Below are 17,094 nucleotides of genomic sequence, written 5' to 3' on the forward strand. Positions count from 1 at the left end.
AGGAGAAAATAAATGGCTCGATTAATGGGTGTTGAAATAAGAAATAATAAAAGAATAGAGATAGCGCTTACCGACATATACGGAATAGGAAGAACTTTAGCTCATGTAATATGCGATAAGGCTAATATAGATTATTCCGTTAAGGCTAAAGATTTGACTGACGCTCAAATTACAGCTTTAAGAGATGCTATAGAATCGACTACTAAAGTTGAAGGCGATTTGAGAACGGAATTATTTAATAATATAAAACGATTAAAAGATATTCACTCTTATAGAGGAATGCGACATATTAAGAGGCTTCCCGTAAGAGGACAGAGGACGAGAACAAATTCAAGAAATGCAAGAGGCGGAGGAGCCAGAAAAGCTATAGCGGGCAAGAAAAAAGCTCCTGGTAAGAAATAATTTTAATGGAGGAACAATTTAGTGGCAACTCAAAGAGTTAAAAAAACTGTAAAAGATAAAAAAGTTAAAAGAGATAAAAAGGTAGAGGCTTTTGGAATAGTGCATATAAAAGCTAGTTTTAATAATACTATAGTTACAATAACCGACCGTAATGGCAATACTTTATCATGGGCAAGCGCTGGTTTGGATGGAGATTATAAAAGCAGTAAAAAATCCACTCCGTTTGCCGCTCAAATTGCAAGCGAAAAAGCTTCTAAAAAAGCTTTTGAAATGGGCGTTCGCGAGGTTGATGTGTATGTAAAAGGTCCTGGTATGGGCAGAGAAAGTTCTATAAGAGCCGTTGAATCTTCGGGTTTAAAGGTCAAACTTATTAAAGATGTTACTCCGATGCCTCATAACGGATGTCGTCCGAAAAAGAGAAGAAGAATATAATTGCGCTATAAATAGGAGTTAATAAATTATGGCAAGATACAGAGATGCAAGCTGCAGATTATGCCGCAGGGAACGAATGAAACTTATGTTAAAAGGCGATAGATGCGTTACTGCAAAATGCGCTATAACTAAAAGAAGAGAAGTTCCAGGTCCCGTTAATCGTAAAATGAAACAATTATCGGAATACGGCGTTCAGATGAGAGAAAAACAAAAAGTTAAAAGAATATACGGTATTTTAGAAAAGCAATTTAGAAATTACTATCAAGAAGCTACTCGTATAAGCGGGGTTTCAGGCGAAAATTTACTTAGATTATTAGAATTGCGTTTGGATAATGTCGTTTATAGATTAGGACTTGCTAAAAGCAGGTCTCAAGCTAGGCAATTTGTCTATCATGGATTTATTTCCGTTAATGGCAAGAGAATGACAATTCCTTCTTATTGCGTAAAAGTCGGAGATAAAATTTCAATTACCGATAGAGGAAACGCTATAGGACAAGTTAAAGAGATAGTAGAGGATTTAAAAAGCGAATATGTTCCCGCTTGGCTTAGTTTAGATTTGTCTAATAAAACGGGCGAAATTGTAACTTTGCCTATAAGAGAGCATATAGAATATCCTATTAACGAACAGCTCATAATTGAGTATTATTCTAAATAAACGGCATAAGAGGTATTATAAGAATGGCATTAAAAGAAATATTGGAATCTATAAGGCATCCGCATAAAGTCACTTTTGAAGCTAAAGATTTGACTTCTAATTATGGCAAATTTATAGCTCAACCTTTTGAAAGAGGATATGCCGTTACTATAGGTAACGCTTTAAGAAGAGTATTATTATCTTCGATACCAGGATACGCCATCACGGCTATTAAAATAAAAGATGTAAGCAATGAATTTGAAAATGTGGAAGGTATGAAAGAAGACACGATAGTTATGATAATGCATCTTAAAAATGTCGTTGTTTCTCTTCCCGACCATATAGAGAGTAAAACTATTCATGTAAAAAAAGAAGGTCCTTGTATTATAACGGCTAAAGATTTGGTTGAATCCGACTCTGAAGTAAAAGTTTATAATCCAGATTATTATATAGCGACAATATCCGAAGGTTATAGTTTTGAAATGGATATTCAAATAGACGGAGGCTATAGTTATGTGCCAGCCGAAGTATCCGCAGAATTGATAAGCGATATTAACGCTATAGTAATAGACGCTATATATTCTCCTATAGTAAGCGTAAATTATAATGTGGAAGATATAAGAGTAGGGCAGAGAATAGATTATGGAAGGCTCACTTTAGAAATAGAAACTAAAGGAAATATAGCTCCAGATAAGGCGCTATCTTGGGCAGCTAAAATATTGAAAGATAATTTGCTTTGTTTTATGTTGCCAGAAGAAGCAAATGAAGATGATGAAAAATTAGAAGAAGCTCCAAAGGATTCTATTTTAGATGTTTTGAAAGATAAACATGTTGAAGAAGTAGAATTCTCAATAAGAACCGCTAATTTTTTAATTTCATCCGATTTGAAAACTCTCGATAAAGTGGCTTTAAAATCCGATAGCGATTTATTAAGACTTACGGGAGCTAATGAAATGATTATCGAAGAGATTAAAGAAAAACTTGAAGAATACGGCGCTCATCTTGGAATGAGAAGAATGATATAAAATAAATAATTAAATTAAGGATAATAAAATGAGACATAGAGTAAGCGTTAAAAAATTTAATAGAACAAGCGCCCATAGAAAAGCTATGCTTTCAAATATGCTAACTTCTCTTTTAAAATATGAGAAAATAGAAACTACTAAAGAAAAGGGCAGAGCTATAAAACAATTAGCCGACAAAATTATTTATAGAGCAAAAACCGATAATATTCATAATAGAAGAATAATAGCAAGATATGTAAAAGACGAAACTATATTGAGGAAATTATTTAAAGATATTGCCCCAAGATATTTAGATAGAAACGGCGGTTTTGTGAGAAAAATTTTGTCGTATAAAAGATTTGGAGACGCTGCCGATATGTGCGTGGTTATGCTTTGCGATGGTTCGTCTAATAAAACTGAAATAAAAAAATAGAAAAATAAATATAATGAATACTAATTTATAAATCTAATATAAATATATAATGTTTATATGCTTTAAAAGTATATTATTATTGAGGAGCGCTTATGTCTATAAACGAAGCAAATACAATTGAAGAAAATATTGAGGCTAATGCGGCGGATAATACGGAAGCTAAACCCGTTAAAGTTAGGAGTGTTAGAAAAAAAGTCGTAAAAGCTATTTCCGTTAATACTGAAAATATTTCTAATAACGAAGAGAATGCAATTTCGCAGGAAGATAATAATATTGAATATGAAGAGGTTCAAAGTATAAAAAGACCTCAAGATATTATTTATATAAATAAATTAAGCGGTTTGACATTTGAAGAATTATTAGAATTTGCAAACGGCTATGGCGTAAGAAGAGATACTAATGTTCGCCGTCAGGAATTAATGCATTTAATATTGAGAGCGCATCTTAACTCGGGCGGAAAAATTGAAGCGGAAGGAACTTTAGAAGTTTTGCCAGACGGTTTTGGTTTTTTAAGGTCTAAAAATACAAATTATTTATCGGGGCATGACGATATATATATAGCTCCAACTCAAATAAGATTATTCGGATTAAGAACGGGAGATGTAGTCGGCGGAGAAGTTCGTCCTCCTAAAGATAATAGCCCAGAAAAATTTTTTGGACTTTTAAGAATAGAGAGAGTAAACGGAGATAAGCCAGAGAATTTATATAAAAGACCTATATTTGATAAGCTAACGCCGATATTTCCAAACGAAAGAATAAATTTAGAATTTGCGCCAAATAAAATTTCAACTCGAATAATAAATTTAGTCTCTCCTATAGGAAAAGGACAGAGAGGTTTAATTGTCTCGCCTCCAAAAGCGGGAAAAACTATGATGCTTCAAGAGATTGCAAACGCTATTTGCAGAAATTATCCCGATATAAAACTTTTTATACTTCTTATAGACGAAAGACCAGAAGAAGTTACCGATATGAAGAGAAATGTTCCAGAAGCTGAAGTTATAGCTTCAACTTTTGACGAACCGCCAGAAAAACATTGTCAAGTTTCTGAAATGGTTTTAGAGAAAGCTAAACGGTTGGTTGAAAATAAACATGATGTTGTTATTATATTAGATTCTATAACCAGACTTTCAAGAGCTTATAACTTAACCGTTCCAGCAAGCGGAAAGATACTTACAGGCGGAGTCGATTCAAACGCTTTGCATAAACCAAAAAGATTTTTCGGAGCCGCTCGTAATATAGAAGACGGAGGTTCTTTGACAATAATCGCGTCCGCTTTAGTCGATACGGGAAGTAGAATGGACGATTATATTTACGAAGAGTTTAAAGGCACGGGAAATATGGAACTTCATTTAGACAGAAAATTTGCAAATAGAAGATTATTCCCAGCGATAGATATAGATTCTTCTTCCACTCGAAGAGACGATTTGCTTTTAAGCGATGAAGAGCTTGCTAAAATGCGACTTATAAGAAACGCTCAAAGTATTAACGGCAATGTTGACGAATACGGAATTATAGAAAAAGTTATTGATAAAATGAGTTCCACTAAAAATAATTTTGAATTTCTTAAATTATTAAATTCATAATTTTAAGGATTTAATATGTCCGAAGACTCGCATAAGAATTCTAAAGATAAAGAATTATTCGAGTTTTATTTAGAGCATGGATATTTTCCTGAAGATTTAAATAATAAATTTCAAAAAAAATTAAAAGAGAATTCTAAAAATCAAAAAGTAAATCAAAATAAAAAAAATATTAATCTCAATAAAAATAATTTAAAAAATAAAAATAATTATGATAAAGATAATAATTATAGCGAAAAAGATAAAGAAATATTTTTAAATGCGATTAAAAATCTTGATTGCTCAAATCATATAAAAAATACTAATAATATTGAAAAAAAATATCCAAAATTTAAACCTAATTTAAAAAATGTAATTCCTCAAGATACTTTGGATTTGCATGGGCTTACGCGCGAAAGAGCATTGCATAGCGTAAAGAAATTTATTTTTGAAGCTAAAAGAAATAAATTAAAAGTAATTCTTATAATACATGGAAAAGGATTTAGAAGCGAAAATAAAATTTCTGTTTTGAAAGATTTGGTAGAATATTATATAGCGACAGAAGGAAAATATTATATAAAATATTCTACAGAAGCCCCCGCTCGACTTGGAGGAGGCGGCGCAAAATTAATTTATCTTCATAGCAATGATTAATTAGTATTTGTTAATATATCTTCAAGTTTTTTGTTTGTATAAAAATCCGATTTTACTTTTGAAACTATATCTATAGTAGTTTTTTTAGATATTTTTAAAGTTTTTTCCGTAAATAAATCGTAATTATTTTTTAGAAGTTTTAAGGTTTCATGTCCCATTAATACCGAAACTAAACAGAATCGTCTATAACCTTGAGCTTTTTTTTCTATGCTCATAATATATTCTATTGAAGATTTAAATTCATTATTTGCGCTTTCTATCATTTTATTTAAAACTTCAAGCGATTTATCCATATAAGCTTTATCTTCAAAATAAGGAGCGGGATTTTCATTATCGAAAAGAGAAGAGGGCCAGAATATTCTTTTTTCTTTGTAATCAATTTTAGCGTCTTTTATTATATTAATTTTTTGTAAAAATATTCCAAGCCTTTTTGCTTTTTCTTTGTCTAAATTTAATCCGTCTAATAACCTTGTTATTTCGGTTAAATATAATCCGACAGTTCCCGCGACATAATAGCAGTAATCGTTTAAGTCGTCAAAGCTTGAAATTATATGGTCTTGATAATAAATCATTCCATAGCCCATTTCTTTTAAGTATGATATAGATATATTTCTTATATCCAAAGGAAAATTGAAAAAAACTTTAAGAACAATATCTATATTTTCTATAAGAATTTTATCGTTTTCGTTTATTGTTTTGCTTATCACTACTTTTTTAAAATTCTCTATATTTTCCATATTTGCAGTTTTTAATATATTTATAAATCCCGTTATCAAAGTTTCTTTATCTTTAATTTCATGCATAGAATCTTCAATAGTGTCAATTATTCTTGCAAGCAAATATTGAACTTCGACTTTTATTTTTTTATTTTTATCAAGAAGAGGAATCGCCAAAGCAAAACTTCTTGAAACTAAATCGAGTAAATATTTTGTAGTAATTTTATTTGCCATATTAATTCCTATTCGTCAATTTTTTTTAATAAAGAAACGCAATGAACGGCTATTCCTTCTCCTCTTCCTATCGCGTCCATTCTTTCGTTTGTTTTAGCTTTTATTGAAACATTTTCTATTTTAGTTTTTAAGGCTTTAGATAAATTTTCTCTCATAGAATCTATATAATCTCTTAATTTTGGTTTTTCAAGTATAATTGTAATATCCGTATTTGAAATCATATATTCTTTTTCTTCCATTAATTTAATTGTCTCTTCTAATAATTTTATTGAAGAAATATCTTTATATTTATTATCGTTATCGGGAAAATGGCTTCCTATATCGCCAAGCGCCAAAGCTCCAAATATAGAATCTATCAAAGCATGCGAGATAACATCCGCATCGGAATGTCCTTTTAATCCTAATTCGTAAGGAATTTCTATTCCCGCCAAAATTAATTTTCTGTTTTTTTCAAATATATGAGAATCATAACCGTATCCTATTATCATTGTATTATCCTAATATTTATAATATAAAAATTATACTAAAATGATTATATTTGTCAAATAAATATTATAAAGCCGTAAAATTAGATTTTTTATAATTTTGAACTATTGATATATTTTTTAATCAATGTTAAAAATTTCTATAAATTAAAAAAATTTAAATTAATTATATTGACTTTATTTTAAAAGATTGTATAATAATAGTTAATAAATATTTAAATTATTTTGTTGACAAAAATTTTTAAATGCTTTATAATATTGTTAAATTAAATTAATCAATATTGAAAAAAAAATTAAAATAAACTATTGACTAATTTTTAAACTTATTGTATAAATTAAAAGTTAGTTAAAAAATATTTAAATTGTTATTGACAAAATTTTTTAGATATTGTATAATTTAAAATATAAATAAAAAAAGTGATGGAAAATTTATATGAGATTTAAAAACATTGTAAGTATGTTGAACAGTACAGTACAGTACAGTACAGTACCATAAGTTTAAACTTTTCAAAAATAAATCAATCGAAAAAATTATTAAAATTTTGTCCGTTTCTTTCGGATACATTAATCGCGATAACTTATCGGGAGAGAAGAAACCCGATTTTGTTATAAATAAAAAATTTTTCATAAAAGGAGATAACAAAATGAAAAAAATTAAAAAATTTCTTCTAACAATTGCAATGACGATGATTTTTAGCGTATCGGCATTTGCGGCAAGTGGGTTCGAGTTTTTATTGAATGTGCCTTTCGGGTTGAATGTTGGACTTCCTACTAAAGAAACTAAAGATATGTTTGGAAGTGACAATCTCACTCATATGGGCGCTGATGTTGGTGTTGACGCTCAAATCGGCTATATGATTTCAGTTAAAGAAGGTTTCGGAATAAGCCTATTGGCTGAATTGGGCTATAGTTTTGATTCGTATGGTTATGGATACAAAACAATCACACCAGAAGCTAAAGCTAGTTATTGGCAATACTATCATAGTTTCAAATTGGGACTACTTCCTAAATTCAATATTGGTGTTGGCAAAGGAGCGATAGCCATAGGAATTGGAGGAGGAGCTAAAATCCCTCTTGCTGGAAAATCAAAAATAACTGCTACTATAGGAGGTGTAGAAGCAAAAACTGAGGTTGACCTTAAAAGACAAGATATAGTTGATTTATTCTCTCCTTCAGTTATCGGCTATTTGAAAGTGACTTTCGATTATTATTTGTTCTTTACCGATAATATAGGAATGAATTTCGGCTTATATTTGGGCGGAGATTTTGCACCAAAATCTCAAAGAATTGGAGTCAATGCATTTGACTTTGGGCTTCAATTAGGATTTAGATTTGGTCCGAAAGTTTAAAAATCTTTTTCAAAATTTTTCATATAAATTCTAAAACACTTGATTTGCGGTTTATACTTAATTGTATAAACCGTTTTTTATTGAATAATGACAAAGAGTAAGATAAATTTTAACTTTCTTTTAATAAAAGAATTAATATTTGTCGTTGACATAAAATAGATTTATCAATCCCAATGCAGTTGTATTATCTTTGTAATTTTCTGACAATTTTTTTAATTCGTTTATTGAGTTTTCTATATTATCAATTTTCATTATATCAAAAATTCCTTCTTCAACAGAATTATATTTTTTTGATAAAAGTTCGCACATAGAATTTGTGGCGATAAAATAATTATGATTTTTATTTCGTCTCGCTCCTTCTATTGAAATGTAATGTCCTCCGCCAGCGCATGCGCAATTTTCTAAACCGTAGCCGTTAATATGGTCTTTAGTTATTTGCATAGCTTTATCTTTATCTACCGCAAAAACTTTTGAATCTCCCGCATGAAAAATAAAAACGCCCGCGAATTTATGATATAATATTCCCGCTATTGAAGCTCCCGACATAGCTTTAATTTTATCGTCTGCCGATTCTCTTGCCGCGTTTACTTCAAGTTTAATAAAATTATGCATTATCCAATTTATAATTTCTTGTTCTCCGACTGTTTCAATTAAATCTAAAAAATTTTCGTTATAAGTTTTAACGGCTAATTTTGAAGCGAAAGTATCTCCCAAACCGTCAGCTATAAGTCCAAGCGCAGAGCCTTCTATTGAATTTATAAAATGGCTATAATTATTTTGTTCGTTTATTATTAAAGGATTTCCCGATATTGCCTCGCTATTAAATAAAATCGTATCTGTATTTATTTTTGAATTTGCGCCTTTATTTGTAAAACAAAAAATATTCATAAAAATTTTTCCTTAAAATTAAAAATGTTATAATTGTTTAATATTATAAATAATTAAAAAATTTTATCAATATAATTTTAAATTTAATATCTTAACTCTGAAATTATAACGCCCGCTAAAGTTAATGCAATGCCTACAATTGCAATAATCGTTATATGTTCTTTCAATTAAATTCTCTTTTAAGAAAATCGCTTTTTATTTTATTAATTCTTCTATTATTGACTTAAATACATTATATTTTAATTTGTCAAAGTTTAAATAAAAAATTATTTACTTAAAAATTCTATTTCTTGATGCATGAGCCAAAGCGATTGCCACAGCGTCCGCGGTATCGTCTTGAATTATTTTTGAATTCGTAAATAAATTAATCATTTTTATAACAGCGTTTTTATTGGCGTTTCCATTTCCTGTTATTTGAGATTTCACTTCTTTAGGTTTATATTCTTTAAAATCAATATTGTTTACGGTTAATGCAAGTATTATAATTCCTCTCGCTTCAGCAACTTTTAGAGCGGTTGTTGAATTCTTTGAAAAAAATAATTCTTCTATAGCCGCATTGTCGGGTTTTATTTTTTTTATTAAATTATTTAAATCGTCATATATTTTTTTTAATCTTTGATTATATTCCATTTCTTTAAAAGTTTCGATAAGTCCCGATTCTACTATTCTATAAATTGAATTTTTTGATTCTATAAAAGCGTATCCGCATCTTGCAAATCCAGGGTCTATTCCTAATGTTATCATTATAGATTTTTATTTATTATAATTTTATTTTTATTCTTCTATAAGATTGTCGGTAATTTCTAAATTAGTAGCGACTGCCGAAACATCGTCATGGTCTTCAAATAAAGAAATAATTTTCATAACTTTTTTAGCTTCATTTTCTGCAATAGTCATATTATTGTCGGCGACTCTAACTATCTCGGCGCTTTCAGGTTCTATTCCTTTTTCTTTTAACGCATCAACTATTGAAGAGAGAGATTCCATAGGTCCCGTTATAGTAAATACTTCTCCGTCCTGTTCTATATCTTCCGCTCCCGCATCCAAAACTATATCCATTAAACTTTCTTCCGTATTTCCAGCAGAAGGAATCATAACAATCGCTTTTTTCTTAAATTGCCAAGAAACGCTTCCGTTTTCCGCCAAATTTCCTCCGTTTTTACTGAATATAGACCTAATTTCCGCAGCGGTTCTATTTTTATTATCGGTAGCGACATCCACTATAATTGCCACTCCGCCTGGAGCGTATCCTTCGTAAGATATTTCTTCTATCGTAGCGCCGTCTCCTCCGCCTACTCCTCTTTTTATAGCTCTGTCTATATTATCGTTAGGCATATTTGTGCCTTTCGCTTTAACTATAACCATTCTCAATCTTGCATTTTGAGACGGGTCAGGGCTTCCTCCCTCTTTCACGGCAATAGTTATTTCTTTTGCTATTTTAGACCAAATTTTTCCTCTTTTTGAATCGTTTGCGGCTTTTTTATGTTTAATACTTGCCCACTTGGAGTGTCCTGACATTTTTGCACCTCTATTAATTTTTTATTTAAGATTTATTATTTAATTTACAACTATTATATAATAAAAATTAATTACTGTCAAATACTTTTTTAAGTTATAAAAATAAAAATATTATAAATTTTATTCTATATAACAATAATTAAATTTATGCCTTCCTAAAGGATTAAGAACGACTCCTTTCAATTTTGGGCTAATCATTAAAGCGTCCGCTCTGTAATATAGAGGAATTATTGGCATTTCGTCCATTAAAATACTTTCCGCTTGTCTCATTGCATCCATTCTCACTTTATTATCGGGAGATTGTTTTGCCATTAAAATTAATCTATCATAATTTGCATTTGCAAAACCGCTATGATTTATTCCGCCATAACTAAGCATAACATCGAGCATTGTCATTGGGTCGTTATAATCGCCCGTCCATCCCATTCTTGATAATTGATAATTTTTTTCTATTAAAGATTGCAAAGTTATAGGAAAATCTTCTATTATTAATTGAACTGTAACATTTAAATTATCTTTCCACATTTGCTGAATTGCTTCGCCTACTAAAACATAAATTCCTGGCGAAACTTTTAATTCTAATATCGGATAATTTTCTCCGTTAGGATAACCCGCTTCTGACATTAGAGATTTTGCTTTTTTAATATTCTCTTTATAATTATTAATATCTATATAATCTCCCGATTCGCTTCTAAAAGTTCCGTTTAATCCTCTAACTTGAGTAGGAACGAAAGCTCCCGCTGGAATTTGTCCGCCTTTAGTTACATTTGAAACTATATAATTTCTGTCTATTGCGAGGGCGAGCGCTTGTCTAACTCTTTTGTCTTTTAAGGCTTCGTTTGTTATATTTAATTCTAAATAATAAGTTCCCAAGCCGTAATTTGCAGCAATATAACCTTCAGATTTAAGATTTTCTATTTCCGCAGCTGGAGGTTCTAAAGCGGAAAAATGAATCGTTCCGTTTTTAAGTCCCGCTACCGCCGTATTTGGGTCGCTCATTATAATAAAAGTTATCTCTTTTGCAATTTGCTCTTCTTTAGAATAATAATTTGTATTAACGGAAAAAACTATTTTTTGGTCTGCAAGTCTTTCAGTCATTTTATAAGGTCCGTTTCCTATATAGGTTTCAGGGTTTAAAGTCCATTCGTCTTTATAAGTTTCTATAATATCTTTACGAACAGGCATAAAAATTCCCGTAGAGGCTATAAACTCTAAAAAATACGCGGTCGGATTTTCTAAAATAACTTCAAGAGTATAATCGTCTATAGCCTTAACTCCTAAATTATTATAATCCATTATTCCCGCGTTAATTTCTTTAGCGTTTTTAACAACTTCCATCATATAAGCGTATTCGGCGGCGACATTTTGGTTAACCGCTCTTTTCCAAGAATATTCAAAATCGTTTGCAGTAATTGGTTTTCCATCGCTCCATTTTGCATTCGTTCTCAAATGAAAAGTATATTTAAGTCCGTCATCCGATATAAACCAACCTTCAGCAACCGCTCCAACAACATTATTATTTGAATCGAGTTTTGTTAAACCTTCAAAAGCATGAATTATATAAACGGACACAACGCTTATAGAGTTTAAAGTTGGGTCCATAGTTTTAGGTTCAGCTCCCATATTAACGACTATAGAATCCGAAACAGTTTTATTTTTACAAGAAATAGCGAAAGCGCTTAAAATAATTAGTAAAAAAATAATAATCTTTTTCATTTTTATATCTCCGAATTAAAATTTTACAAATTATATTTAATTAATTTATAAAGTCAATATAAAATTCTATGAATAATAATACTTTAGATAATTATATTTTATAAATATAGTTTTTACTAAAAATTAATTTGATAATTTATTTTTTAAAATATATAATCAATAACATTATGAAAAAAAATATTTTTACTAAAAAATCAAATATTGAAAATATAGAAGAAATTGCATCTTTTTTATGCGATATTTTAAAAAACGGCGATTTGATAATAATGAAAGGAAATTTAGGATTTGGGAAAACTACTTTTGTTAGAATATTTGCAAAATTACTTAAAAGCGATGATGTTGTAAGCAGTCCTTCTTTTACTTTAATAAACGAATATGATATAATTCTTAAAAACGAAGAAACTATATTAAGACATGTCGACCTTTATAGACTTTCTTCTGAAGACGAACTTAATAATATAGGATTTAAAGATAAAATTAAAGAAAGAGGAATTACAATGATTGAATGGGGCGATAAATTTGAAAGCTATTTTGATAAACCGTATTACGAACTTGAAATTGAAATGATTGAAAATGAAGAAAATAGCCGATTATATAGGATAAATTTAATTCAATGAAAAAACTAAAAAAAATTATTTTTGTTAAAATTTTATTATTATTTTTATTAACTTTATTTAATTCCTGCTCAAATAATAATATTGAAAAAGAAACTATAATATTGGCAAAAACAAAAATTTCTTCTTTGGATATAGCTATAGGAGATAATATAATTTACGAAGTTAAAATTATTTCAAAAAAAGAAATTGATTATAAATTTGAAGATATTTCATTTGACGAAAGAGCGAGTCAAACGAGAATAATCGAAGTTGAAAACGAAACAAAAAATATCGGAAATTATAAAGAAAGAATTATAAAATATAGAATCGGTTTTTACGATATTGGACGATTTGTTATTTTTCCTTTTAAGATTTCTTACAATTATAATAATCAATACAAAGAATTAAACGGAGACGATATTAATATTTTAGTTAATTCTTTTTCTGACGGCGAGATTTTGCCTCCTTTAAAATCTACTCTTTCTATTCCTATGACAAAATATTTTTTTATAATTATTTTAATGTCTGCAATTGTTTTATCTGCGATTATAATTTTAATATTATTTATAATTAAATATTTAAAGAAAAAATTTAAAGAGAAAGCTATTATAAAAGAAGACGAAGAGGCTTTAAACGATTTAAAAAATATAGATTATAAAATTTACTTTAATGAAAATAAATTTGCAGAATATTATTTTGAATTAACTTTTATATTTAAAAGATATTTAACAAAAAGATTTTTATTTAATATAGAAGATATGACAACGAGCGAAATTAATCAATTATTCGATAAGAAAGAATTTAAAAAAAGCGATTATATAATAAATATGCTTAAAAACTCCGACTATGTTAAATTTGCAAAACAAATTCCTAAAATTGAAACTATGCAAAAAGATTATGATTTTTGTAAAGATTATATAATTGAAAACGGCAATTTATATAACGCTTTAAAAATTGAAGAAAAAGAAAAGAAAATTCGGTTAAAGAAATTAAAGAGATTAAAAAGAAAGAAAAAAGATATTATAGGAATTATTAAAAATTAAAATGAACGAATACGATTTAAAAGACACTATAGTCGCTCTTTCAACTCCATTCTCAAAAAGCGCATTGGCTGTAGTTAGAATGTCGGGCGGTAAATCTTTAGAAATCGCTTCAAAAATTTGTTTTTATGCAAATAATGAAAATAATAATATAAAAAATTTTGAACATAGAAAAAGTTATTACGCGTTAATAAAAGACGAAAATAATAATCCTATAGACGAGTTAATTTTACTTACAACATTATCTCCGAATACTTTTACCACCGAAGATACGGTTGAATTTATTTGTCATGGAAGTATTGTAGTTATAGAATCTTTGATTAATTTGATAATAAGAAACGGAGCGCGAGCTGCAAATAAAGGAGAGTTTACTTATAGAGCTTATATAAATGGAAGAATTGGAATAAGCGAAGCCGAAGCCGTGCATGATTTGATAGATTCAAATAATAAACTTATGGCGGAAGCGAGCGTTTATAAAATGAGAGGAAGATTAACAAGAGAGATAGACAAATTAAGAGAAAATATAAAAAACTCTCTTATGTTAGTTTATGGCGAGATTGATTTTCCCGAAGACGAAACCGAAAATTTTTCCTACGATAAACTTATTAATAATTTTTATAATATAAAAAAAGATATAGAAAATATTTTAAGTAATTCAAAAAAAGTAGAAAATCTTATAAACGGAATAAAAGTAGCGATTTTGGGAAAAGTAAACGCGGGCAAAAGTAGTATTTTTAATATGATTTTAGAAAAAGACAGAGCAATAGTTTCGTCAGTTGCGGGAACTACGAGAGATTTTTTGAGCGAAAATATTTATATAGAAAATATTCCTTTTTATTTAATGGATACTGCGGGATTTCACAAAGAAACAAATAACGATATTGAAATTGAAGGAATAGAGAGAGCGAAAAAATGCGCTTACGAATCAAATATAATAATCGCGGTTTTTGACGGAAGCGATAAAGCGAGCGAAGACGATATTAATTTAATTAAATTTTTAGAAACATTAAAAGATAAAGAAATAATTTATTTGATTAATAAAAGCGATATAAAAAATAATTTTGATTATAATCTTAAAAATTCTATTATCAATATAAGCGCTAAAACCGAAGAAGGAAAAGAAGAATTATTTTTTGCCTTGAAAAATTATATTAAAGATAGCGATATTCAAATATTTAATAAAGAAAGCTATGTTAATAATAGAGAGAGAGGATATTTGGAAAACGGAATTAAACAACTTGATATATGCATTGAAAAAGCGAAGCAAAATTATTCTTTAGACGAAGTAGCCGAAGAGATGAATATTTTAAATAATATTTTAGGAAATGTAAGCGGAAAGATAGACGCCGAAGAAGTTATAAACGAAATATTTAAAAATTTTTGTATAGGAAAATAATTCTTAATAATAAAATTTAGAAATTTAATTTATTTATAAATTCAATAAACTCTTTGCCAATTCAGAATCTATGATTATAGTATTCAAATATTTTCCAATTAAAGCCGAATAAACCGCTTTTGATTTTACCAATCCCGAAGCTACTCCGACTACATTTTTTATCTTTTTCAAATCGGATAATTTTGCTCCTATTATTCTGTTATTAATATCTATATCTAATTCTTTTCCGTTTATATCGTAATAATGAGCGCAAATATCTCCAATCGCTCCTTCGTTTTTTATTTTATTTAATTCCTCTTCGCTTATATATCCCGTTTTATACAAACTGTTATTTTTTAATTCTACGCATCCTATTCCCACAAATGCAATATCTAAATTCGATATTTTTTTAAGAATATTTTTTATCGTATTATCGTTCATTAAAGATTTTGCAATCTCTTTATTTCCAACTACCAAAGGAGCATGAATCATTAAACATTGAGAGTTCAATTTTTTAGATAAATATTGAGCGAGCAAAGGTCCGTCATAATTTTTATTTTCGTATCCTGTCGCTCCTATCATTTGTATAATATTTACTACAGAAGAGTTTTTAGTATTTAATTGTTCTATCATAGAAGATAAAGACTGCCCCCATGATATTCCAACATTTTTAACTTTATCTATTATATTTGAAAAATAATTTGCAGCGGCTATTCCAATTTCGGTAATAACTTCTTCTTCGGAATTATTTAAACATTCTATAACGATAGCTTCGTTTATATTAAATTTATTTATTATTTGTTTTTCTAATTCTTTATCTCTCCAAGGATATTTAATTTTAAAATCTACCAATGATAAATCTTTCGCTTCGGATATTAATTTTGAAATCGTAGGACGAGCTATGGACATTAATTTAGAAATTTCTTCCTGATTCTTATTTTTTTTATAGTAAAGGAAAGCTATTTTTGCTATTTGGGCTATTTTTTTATTATCGTAATGCATTATGTTCAATATTATAGCATTGTTTAAATAAAAATCAATAATAGATATATATAAAATTATATTACAAAAATTAATTAAATTTTATTACAAAAATACTTGACAAATGTAATTATTTAGTATATACTATATAGTATAAGAGTTAACTCTTTTAATAAATTACTTTTAAGGAGAATTAAAATGTTTAATAATTATAGTTTCGGTAAGAAAAACCGTTTATCAAAAATCGTTATGGAAGATGGAAAAGCTTTAATGCTTGCCATAGACCATGGATATTTTATGGGCGCTGCGCATGGCATGGAAATGCCTAAAGTTCAAGTGGAAAAATTAATTCCGCATATAGACTCTTTAATGTTAAGTCCAGGAATATTGACGAGCCAAATCGATTCTGATTTTAAGAAAGGAATAGTTTTGAGAGCGAGCGGAGGAAATACAATATTGGAAAGCGATATTGATAACGAAGGTTTAATTTTATCTGCTAAAAATGCAATAAAATTAAACGCATCGGCTATAGCGGTTTCAATGTTTGTTGGAGCGGAACATTCGCATCAAACCATACTTAACTTAACCGATGCAATTAATGACGCTATGGAATACGATTTACCCGTTTTGGGAGTTACGGCTGTAGGAAAAGCGTTGAAAGACAAAAAAGAAAAAAGATATTTAACGCATGCATCGAGATTAGCAGCCGAGCTTGGAGCGGATATTGTTAAAACCTATTATTGCGAAGGATTTGAGGAAGTGGTTAAAAAGACAACCGTTCCTATAATAGTAGCTGGCGGACCTAAATTAGATAGTTATAAAGATGTATTAGAATTATGTTATAACTCAATACAATGCGGAGCGATAGGAGTGGATATGGGTAGAAATATATGGCAGTCCGATTATCCAGAAGCGATAACCGCTGGAGTTGCGCATATTATACATAAAAATTCATCGGTAAAAGAGGCTTTGCAATTAGTTGAATCTATGTGTAACGATAAAACTAAAAGAAAAGAATATTTTGAAGTAACTCAAGAAGATATAGAAAATTCAAAGGTTCATTAAAATTATAGGATGA

At 28.8% G+C, this 17,094-nt stretch carries 19 protein-coding genes; 12 read left to right on the forward strand and 7 right to left on the reverse strand.

The genetic code is table 11. From position 1 onward, the window contains the following. Positions 1-12 precede the first annotated feature (12 nt). The 7 genes from rpsM (at position 13) to EPJ79_RS10250 (ending at position 5,118) form a co-directional block, all read left to right on the forward strand. Entirely contained in the window at positions 13-402 is a 390-nt protein-coding gene (rpsM, locus tag EPJ79_RS10220) for a 30S ribosomal protein S13 (protein WP_021959154.1), read from the forward strand. A gap of 21 nt (positions 403-423) precedes the next feature. Next, the gene (gene rpsK / locus EPJ79_RS10225) at positions 424-834 is read left to right on the forward strand and encodes a 30S ribosomal protein S11 (protein WP_021959153.1); all 411 of its coding nucleotides are present in this window, start codon (positions 424-426) and stop codon (positions 832-834) included. A 28-nt stretch (positions 835-862) separates the two neighbouring features. Continuing rightward, positions 863-1,489, forward strand: a complete 627-nt coding sequence (rpsD, locus tag EPJ79_RS10230; protein WP_021959152.1) for a 30S ribosomal protein S4 — start codon at positions 863-865, stop codon at positions 1,487-1,489. Positions 1,490-1,512: 23 nt separating this feature from the next. Further along, on the forward strand, positions 1,513-2,493 hold the full coding sequence (locus tag EPJ79_RS10235) for a DNA-directed RNA polymerase subunit alpha (protein WP_147737253.1): 981 nt from the start codon (positions 1,513-1,515) through the stop codon (positions 2,491-2,493). A 28-nt stretch (positions 2,494-2,521) separates the two neighbouring features. Further along, positions 2,522-2,905, forward strand: a complete 384-nt coding sequence (gene rplQ, locus EPJ79_RS10240) for a 50S ribosomal protein L17 (protein ID WP_147531354.1) — start codon at positions 2,522-2,524, stop codon at positions 2,903-2,905. Between the two features lie 92 nt (positions 2,906-2,997). Continuing rightward, positions 2,998-4,488 (forward strand): transcription termination factor Rho, encoded by a 1,491-nt coding sequence (rho, locus tag EPJ79_RS10245; RefSeq protein WP_147739408.1) that lies wholly within the window; start codon positions 2,998-3,000, stop codon positions 4,486-4,488. Positions 4,489-4,503: 15 nt separating this feature from the next. Further along, complete coding sequence (locus EPJ79_RS10250) at positions 4,504-5,118, forward strand: Smr/MutS family protein (RefSeq protein WP_147739409.1); 615 nt, start codon at positions 4,504-4,506, stop codon at positions 5,116-5,118. On the opposite strand, the gene EPJ79_RS10255 is transcribed toward EPJ79_RS10250, so the two are convergent. Beyond that, on the reverse strand, positions 5,115-6,068 hold the full coding sequence (locus tag EPJ79_RS10255; protein WP_147739410.1) for a squalene/phytoene synthase family protein: 954 nt from the start codon (positions 6,066-6,068) through the stop codon (positions 5,115-5,117). The two genes, EPJ79_RS10250 and EPJ79_RS10255, sit on opposite strands and share 4 nt — an antisense overlap. A gap of 8 nt (positions 6,069-6,076) precedes the next feature. Further along, complete coding sequence (ispF, locus tag EPJ79_RS10260; protein ID WP_147739411.1) at positions 6,077-6,556, reverse strand: 2-C-methyl-D-erythritol 2,4-cyclodiphosphate synthase; 480 nt, start codon at positions 6,554-6,556, stop codon at positions 6,077-6,079. A gap of 539 nt (positions 6,557-7,095) precedes the next feature. On the opposite strand from ispF, the gene EPJ79_RS10265 reads away from it, so the two are divergent. Continuing rightward, on the forward strand, positions 7,096-7,902 hold the full coding sequence (locus EPJ79_RS10265; protein ID WP_244289100.1) for a PorT family protein: 807 nt from the start codon (positions 7,096-7,098) through the stop codon (positions 7,900-7,902). Positions 7,903-8,034: 132 nt separating this feature from the next. On the opposite strand, the gene EPJ79_RS10270 is transcribed toward EPJ79_RS10265, so the two are convergent. From EPJ79_RS10270 to EPJ79_RS10285, 4 genes are all read right to left on the reverse strand, one after another. Continuing rightward, on the reverse strand, positions 8,035-8,790 hold the full coding sequence (locus EPJ79_RS10270) for a PP2C family serine/threonine-protein phosphatase (RefSeq protein WP_147739412.1): 756 nt from the start codon (positions 8,788-8,790) through the stop codon (positions 8,035-8,037). 270 nt (positions 8,791-9,060) lie between these two features. After that, complete coding sequence (ruvC, locus tag EPJ79_RS10275; RefSeq protein ID WP_147739413.1) at positions 9,061-9,534, reverse strand: crossover junction endodeoxyribonuclease RuvC; 474 nt, start codon at positions 9,532-9,534, stop codon at positions 9,061-9,063. Between the two features lie 30 nt (positions 9,535-9,564). Further along, a complete protein-coding gene (locus EPJ79_RS10280) occupies positions 9,565-10,308 on the reverse strand; it encodes a YebC/PmpR family DNA-binding transcriptional regulator (protein ID WP_147530881.1) in 744 nt (247 codons plus the stop codon). Between the two features lie 120 nt (positions 10,309-10,428). Beyond that, positions 10,429-12,024, reverse strand: coding sequence for a peptide ABC transporter substrate-binding protein (locus EPJ79_RS10285; protein ID WP_147739414.1), 1,596 nt, complete (start codon positions 12,022-12,024; stop codon positions 10,429-10,431). A 167-nt stretch (positions 12,025-12,191) separates the two neighbouring features. Between EPJ79_RS10285 and tsaE the strand changes: the two genes are divergently transcribed. From tsaE to mnmE, 3 genes are read left to right on the forward strand one after another with little or no spacing between them, the layout of a single operon-like run. After that, positions 12,192-12,641 carry a tRNA (adenosine(37)-N6)-threonylcarbamoyltransferase complex ATPase subunit type 1 TsaE gene (gene tsaE / locus EPJ79_RS10290; RefSeq protein ID WP_147739415.1) on the forward strand — a complete coding sequence of 150 codons (450 nt, stop codon included), beginning with the start codon at positions 12,192-12,194 and terminating at the stop codon, positions 12,639-12,641. Beyond that, positions 12,638-13,663, forward strand: a complete 1,026-nt coding sequence (locus tag EPJ79_RS10295; RefSeq protein ID WP_147739416.1) for a hypothetical protein — start codon at positions 12,638-12,640, stop codon at positions 13,661-13,663. The genes tsaE and EPJ79_RS10295 overlap by 4 nt, the downstream gene beginning before the upstream one ends. A gap of 1 nt (position 13,664) precedes the next feature. Then, on the forward strand, positions 13,665-15,056 hold the full coding sequence (gene mnmE, locus EPJ79_RS10300; RefSeq protein ID WP_147739417.1) for a tRNA uridine-5-carboxymethylaminomethyl(34) synthesis GTPase MnmE: 1,392 nt from the start codon (positions 13,665-13,667) through the stop codon (positions 15,054-15,056). Between the two features lie 33 nt (positions 15,057-15,089). Here the strand turns inward: mnmE and EPJ79_RS10305 are convergent, their stop codons facing one another. Then, complete coding sequence (locus EPJ79_RS10305; protein WP_147739418.1) at positions 15,090-16,037, reverse strand: sugar-binding transcriptional regulator; 948 nt, start codon at positions 16,035-16,037, stop codon at positions 15,090-15,092. A gap of 177 nt (positions 16,038-16,214) precedes the next feature. On the opposite strand from EPJ79_RS10305, the gene lsrF reads away from it, so the two are divergent. Continuing rightward, positions 16,215-17,081 carry a 3-hydroxy-5-phosphonooxypentane-2,4-dione thiolase gene (gene lsrF / locus EPJ79_RS10310; protein WP_021958422.1) on the forward strand — a complete coding sequence of 289 codons (867 nt, stop codon included), beginning with the start codon at positions 16,215-16,217 and terminating at the stop codon, positions 17,079-17,081. Positions 17,082-17,094 lie beyond the last annotated feature (13 nt).

The sequence above is a fragment of the Brachyspira aalborgi genome, from assembly GCF_008016455.1.
GTDB lineage: Bacteria > Spirochaetota > Brachyspiria > Brachyspirales > Brachyspiraceae > Brachyspira > Brachyspira aalborgi.

Bases quoted from the DNA above. Each gene is read 5' to 3' on its own strand.
- mnmE (WP_147739417.1), top strand. From the start codon at position 13,665: ATGAACGAATACGATTTAAAAGACACTATAGTCGCTCTTTCAACTCCA.
- EPJ79_RS10250 (WP_147739409.1), top strand. From the start codon at position 4,504: ATGTCCGAAGACTCGCATAAGAATTCTAAAGATAAAGAATTATTCGAG.
- EPJ79_RS10280 (WP_147530881.1), bottom strand. From the start codon at position 10,308: ATGTCAGGACACTCCAAGTGGGCAAGTATTAAACATAAAAAAGCCGCA.
- ispF (WP_147739411.1), bottom strand. From the start codon at position 6,556: ATGATAATAGGATACGGTTATGATTCTCATATATTTGAAAAAAACAGA.
- EPJ79_RS10305 (WP_147739418.1), bottom strand. From the start codon at position 16,037: ATGCATTACGATAATAAAAAAATAGCCCAAATAGCAAAAATAGCTTTC.
- tsaE (WP_147739415.1), top strand. From the start codon at position 12,192: ATGAAAAAAAATATTTTTACTAAAAAATCAAATATTGAAAATATAGAA.
- rpsD (WP_021959152.1), top strand. From the start codon at position 863: ATGGCAAGATACAGAGATGCAAGCTGCAGATTATGCCGCAGGGAACGA.
- rpsM (WP_021959154.1), top strand. From the start codon at position 13: ATGGCTCGATTAATGGGTGTTGAAATAAGAAATAATAAAAGAATAGAG.
- EPJ79_RS10270 (WP_147739412.1), bottom strand. From the start codon at position 8,790: ATGAATATTTTTTGTTTTACAAATAAAGGCGCAAATTCAAAAATAAAT.
- ruvC (WP_147739413.1), bottom strand. From the start codon at position 9,534: ATGATAACATTAGGAATAGACCCTGGATTTGCAAGATGCGGATACGCT.
- EPJ79_RS10285 (WP_147739414.1), bottom strand. From the start codon at position 12,024: ATGAAAAAGATTATTATTTTTTTACTAATTATTTTAAGCGCTTTCGCT.
- rplQ (WP_147531354.1), top strand. From the start codon at position 2,522: ATGAGACATAGAGTAAGCGTTAAAAAATTTAATAGAACAAGCGCCCAT.
- rho (WP_147739408.1), top strand. From the start codon at position 2,998: ATGTCTATAAACGAAGCAAATACAATTGAAGAAAATATTGAGGCTAAT.
- lsrF (WP_021958422.1), top strand. From the start codon at position 16,215: ATGTTTAATAATTATAGTTTCGGTAAGAAAAACCGTTTATCAAAAATC.
- EPJ79_RS10235 (WP_147737253.1), top strand. From the start codon at position 1,513: ATGGCATTAAAAGAAATATTGGAATCTATAAGGCATCCGCATAAAGTC.
- EPJ79_RS10255 (WP_147739410.1), bottom strand. From the start codon at position 6,068: ATGGCAAATAAAATTACTACAAAATATTTACTCGATTTAGTTTCAAGA.
- EPJ79_RS10295 (WP_147739416.1), top strand. From the start codon at position 12,638: ATGAAAAAACTAAAAAAAATTATTTTTGTTAAAATTTTATTATTATTT.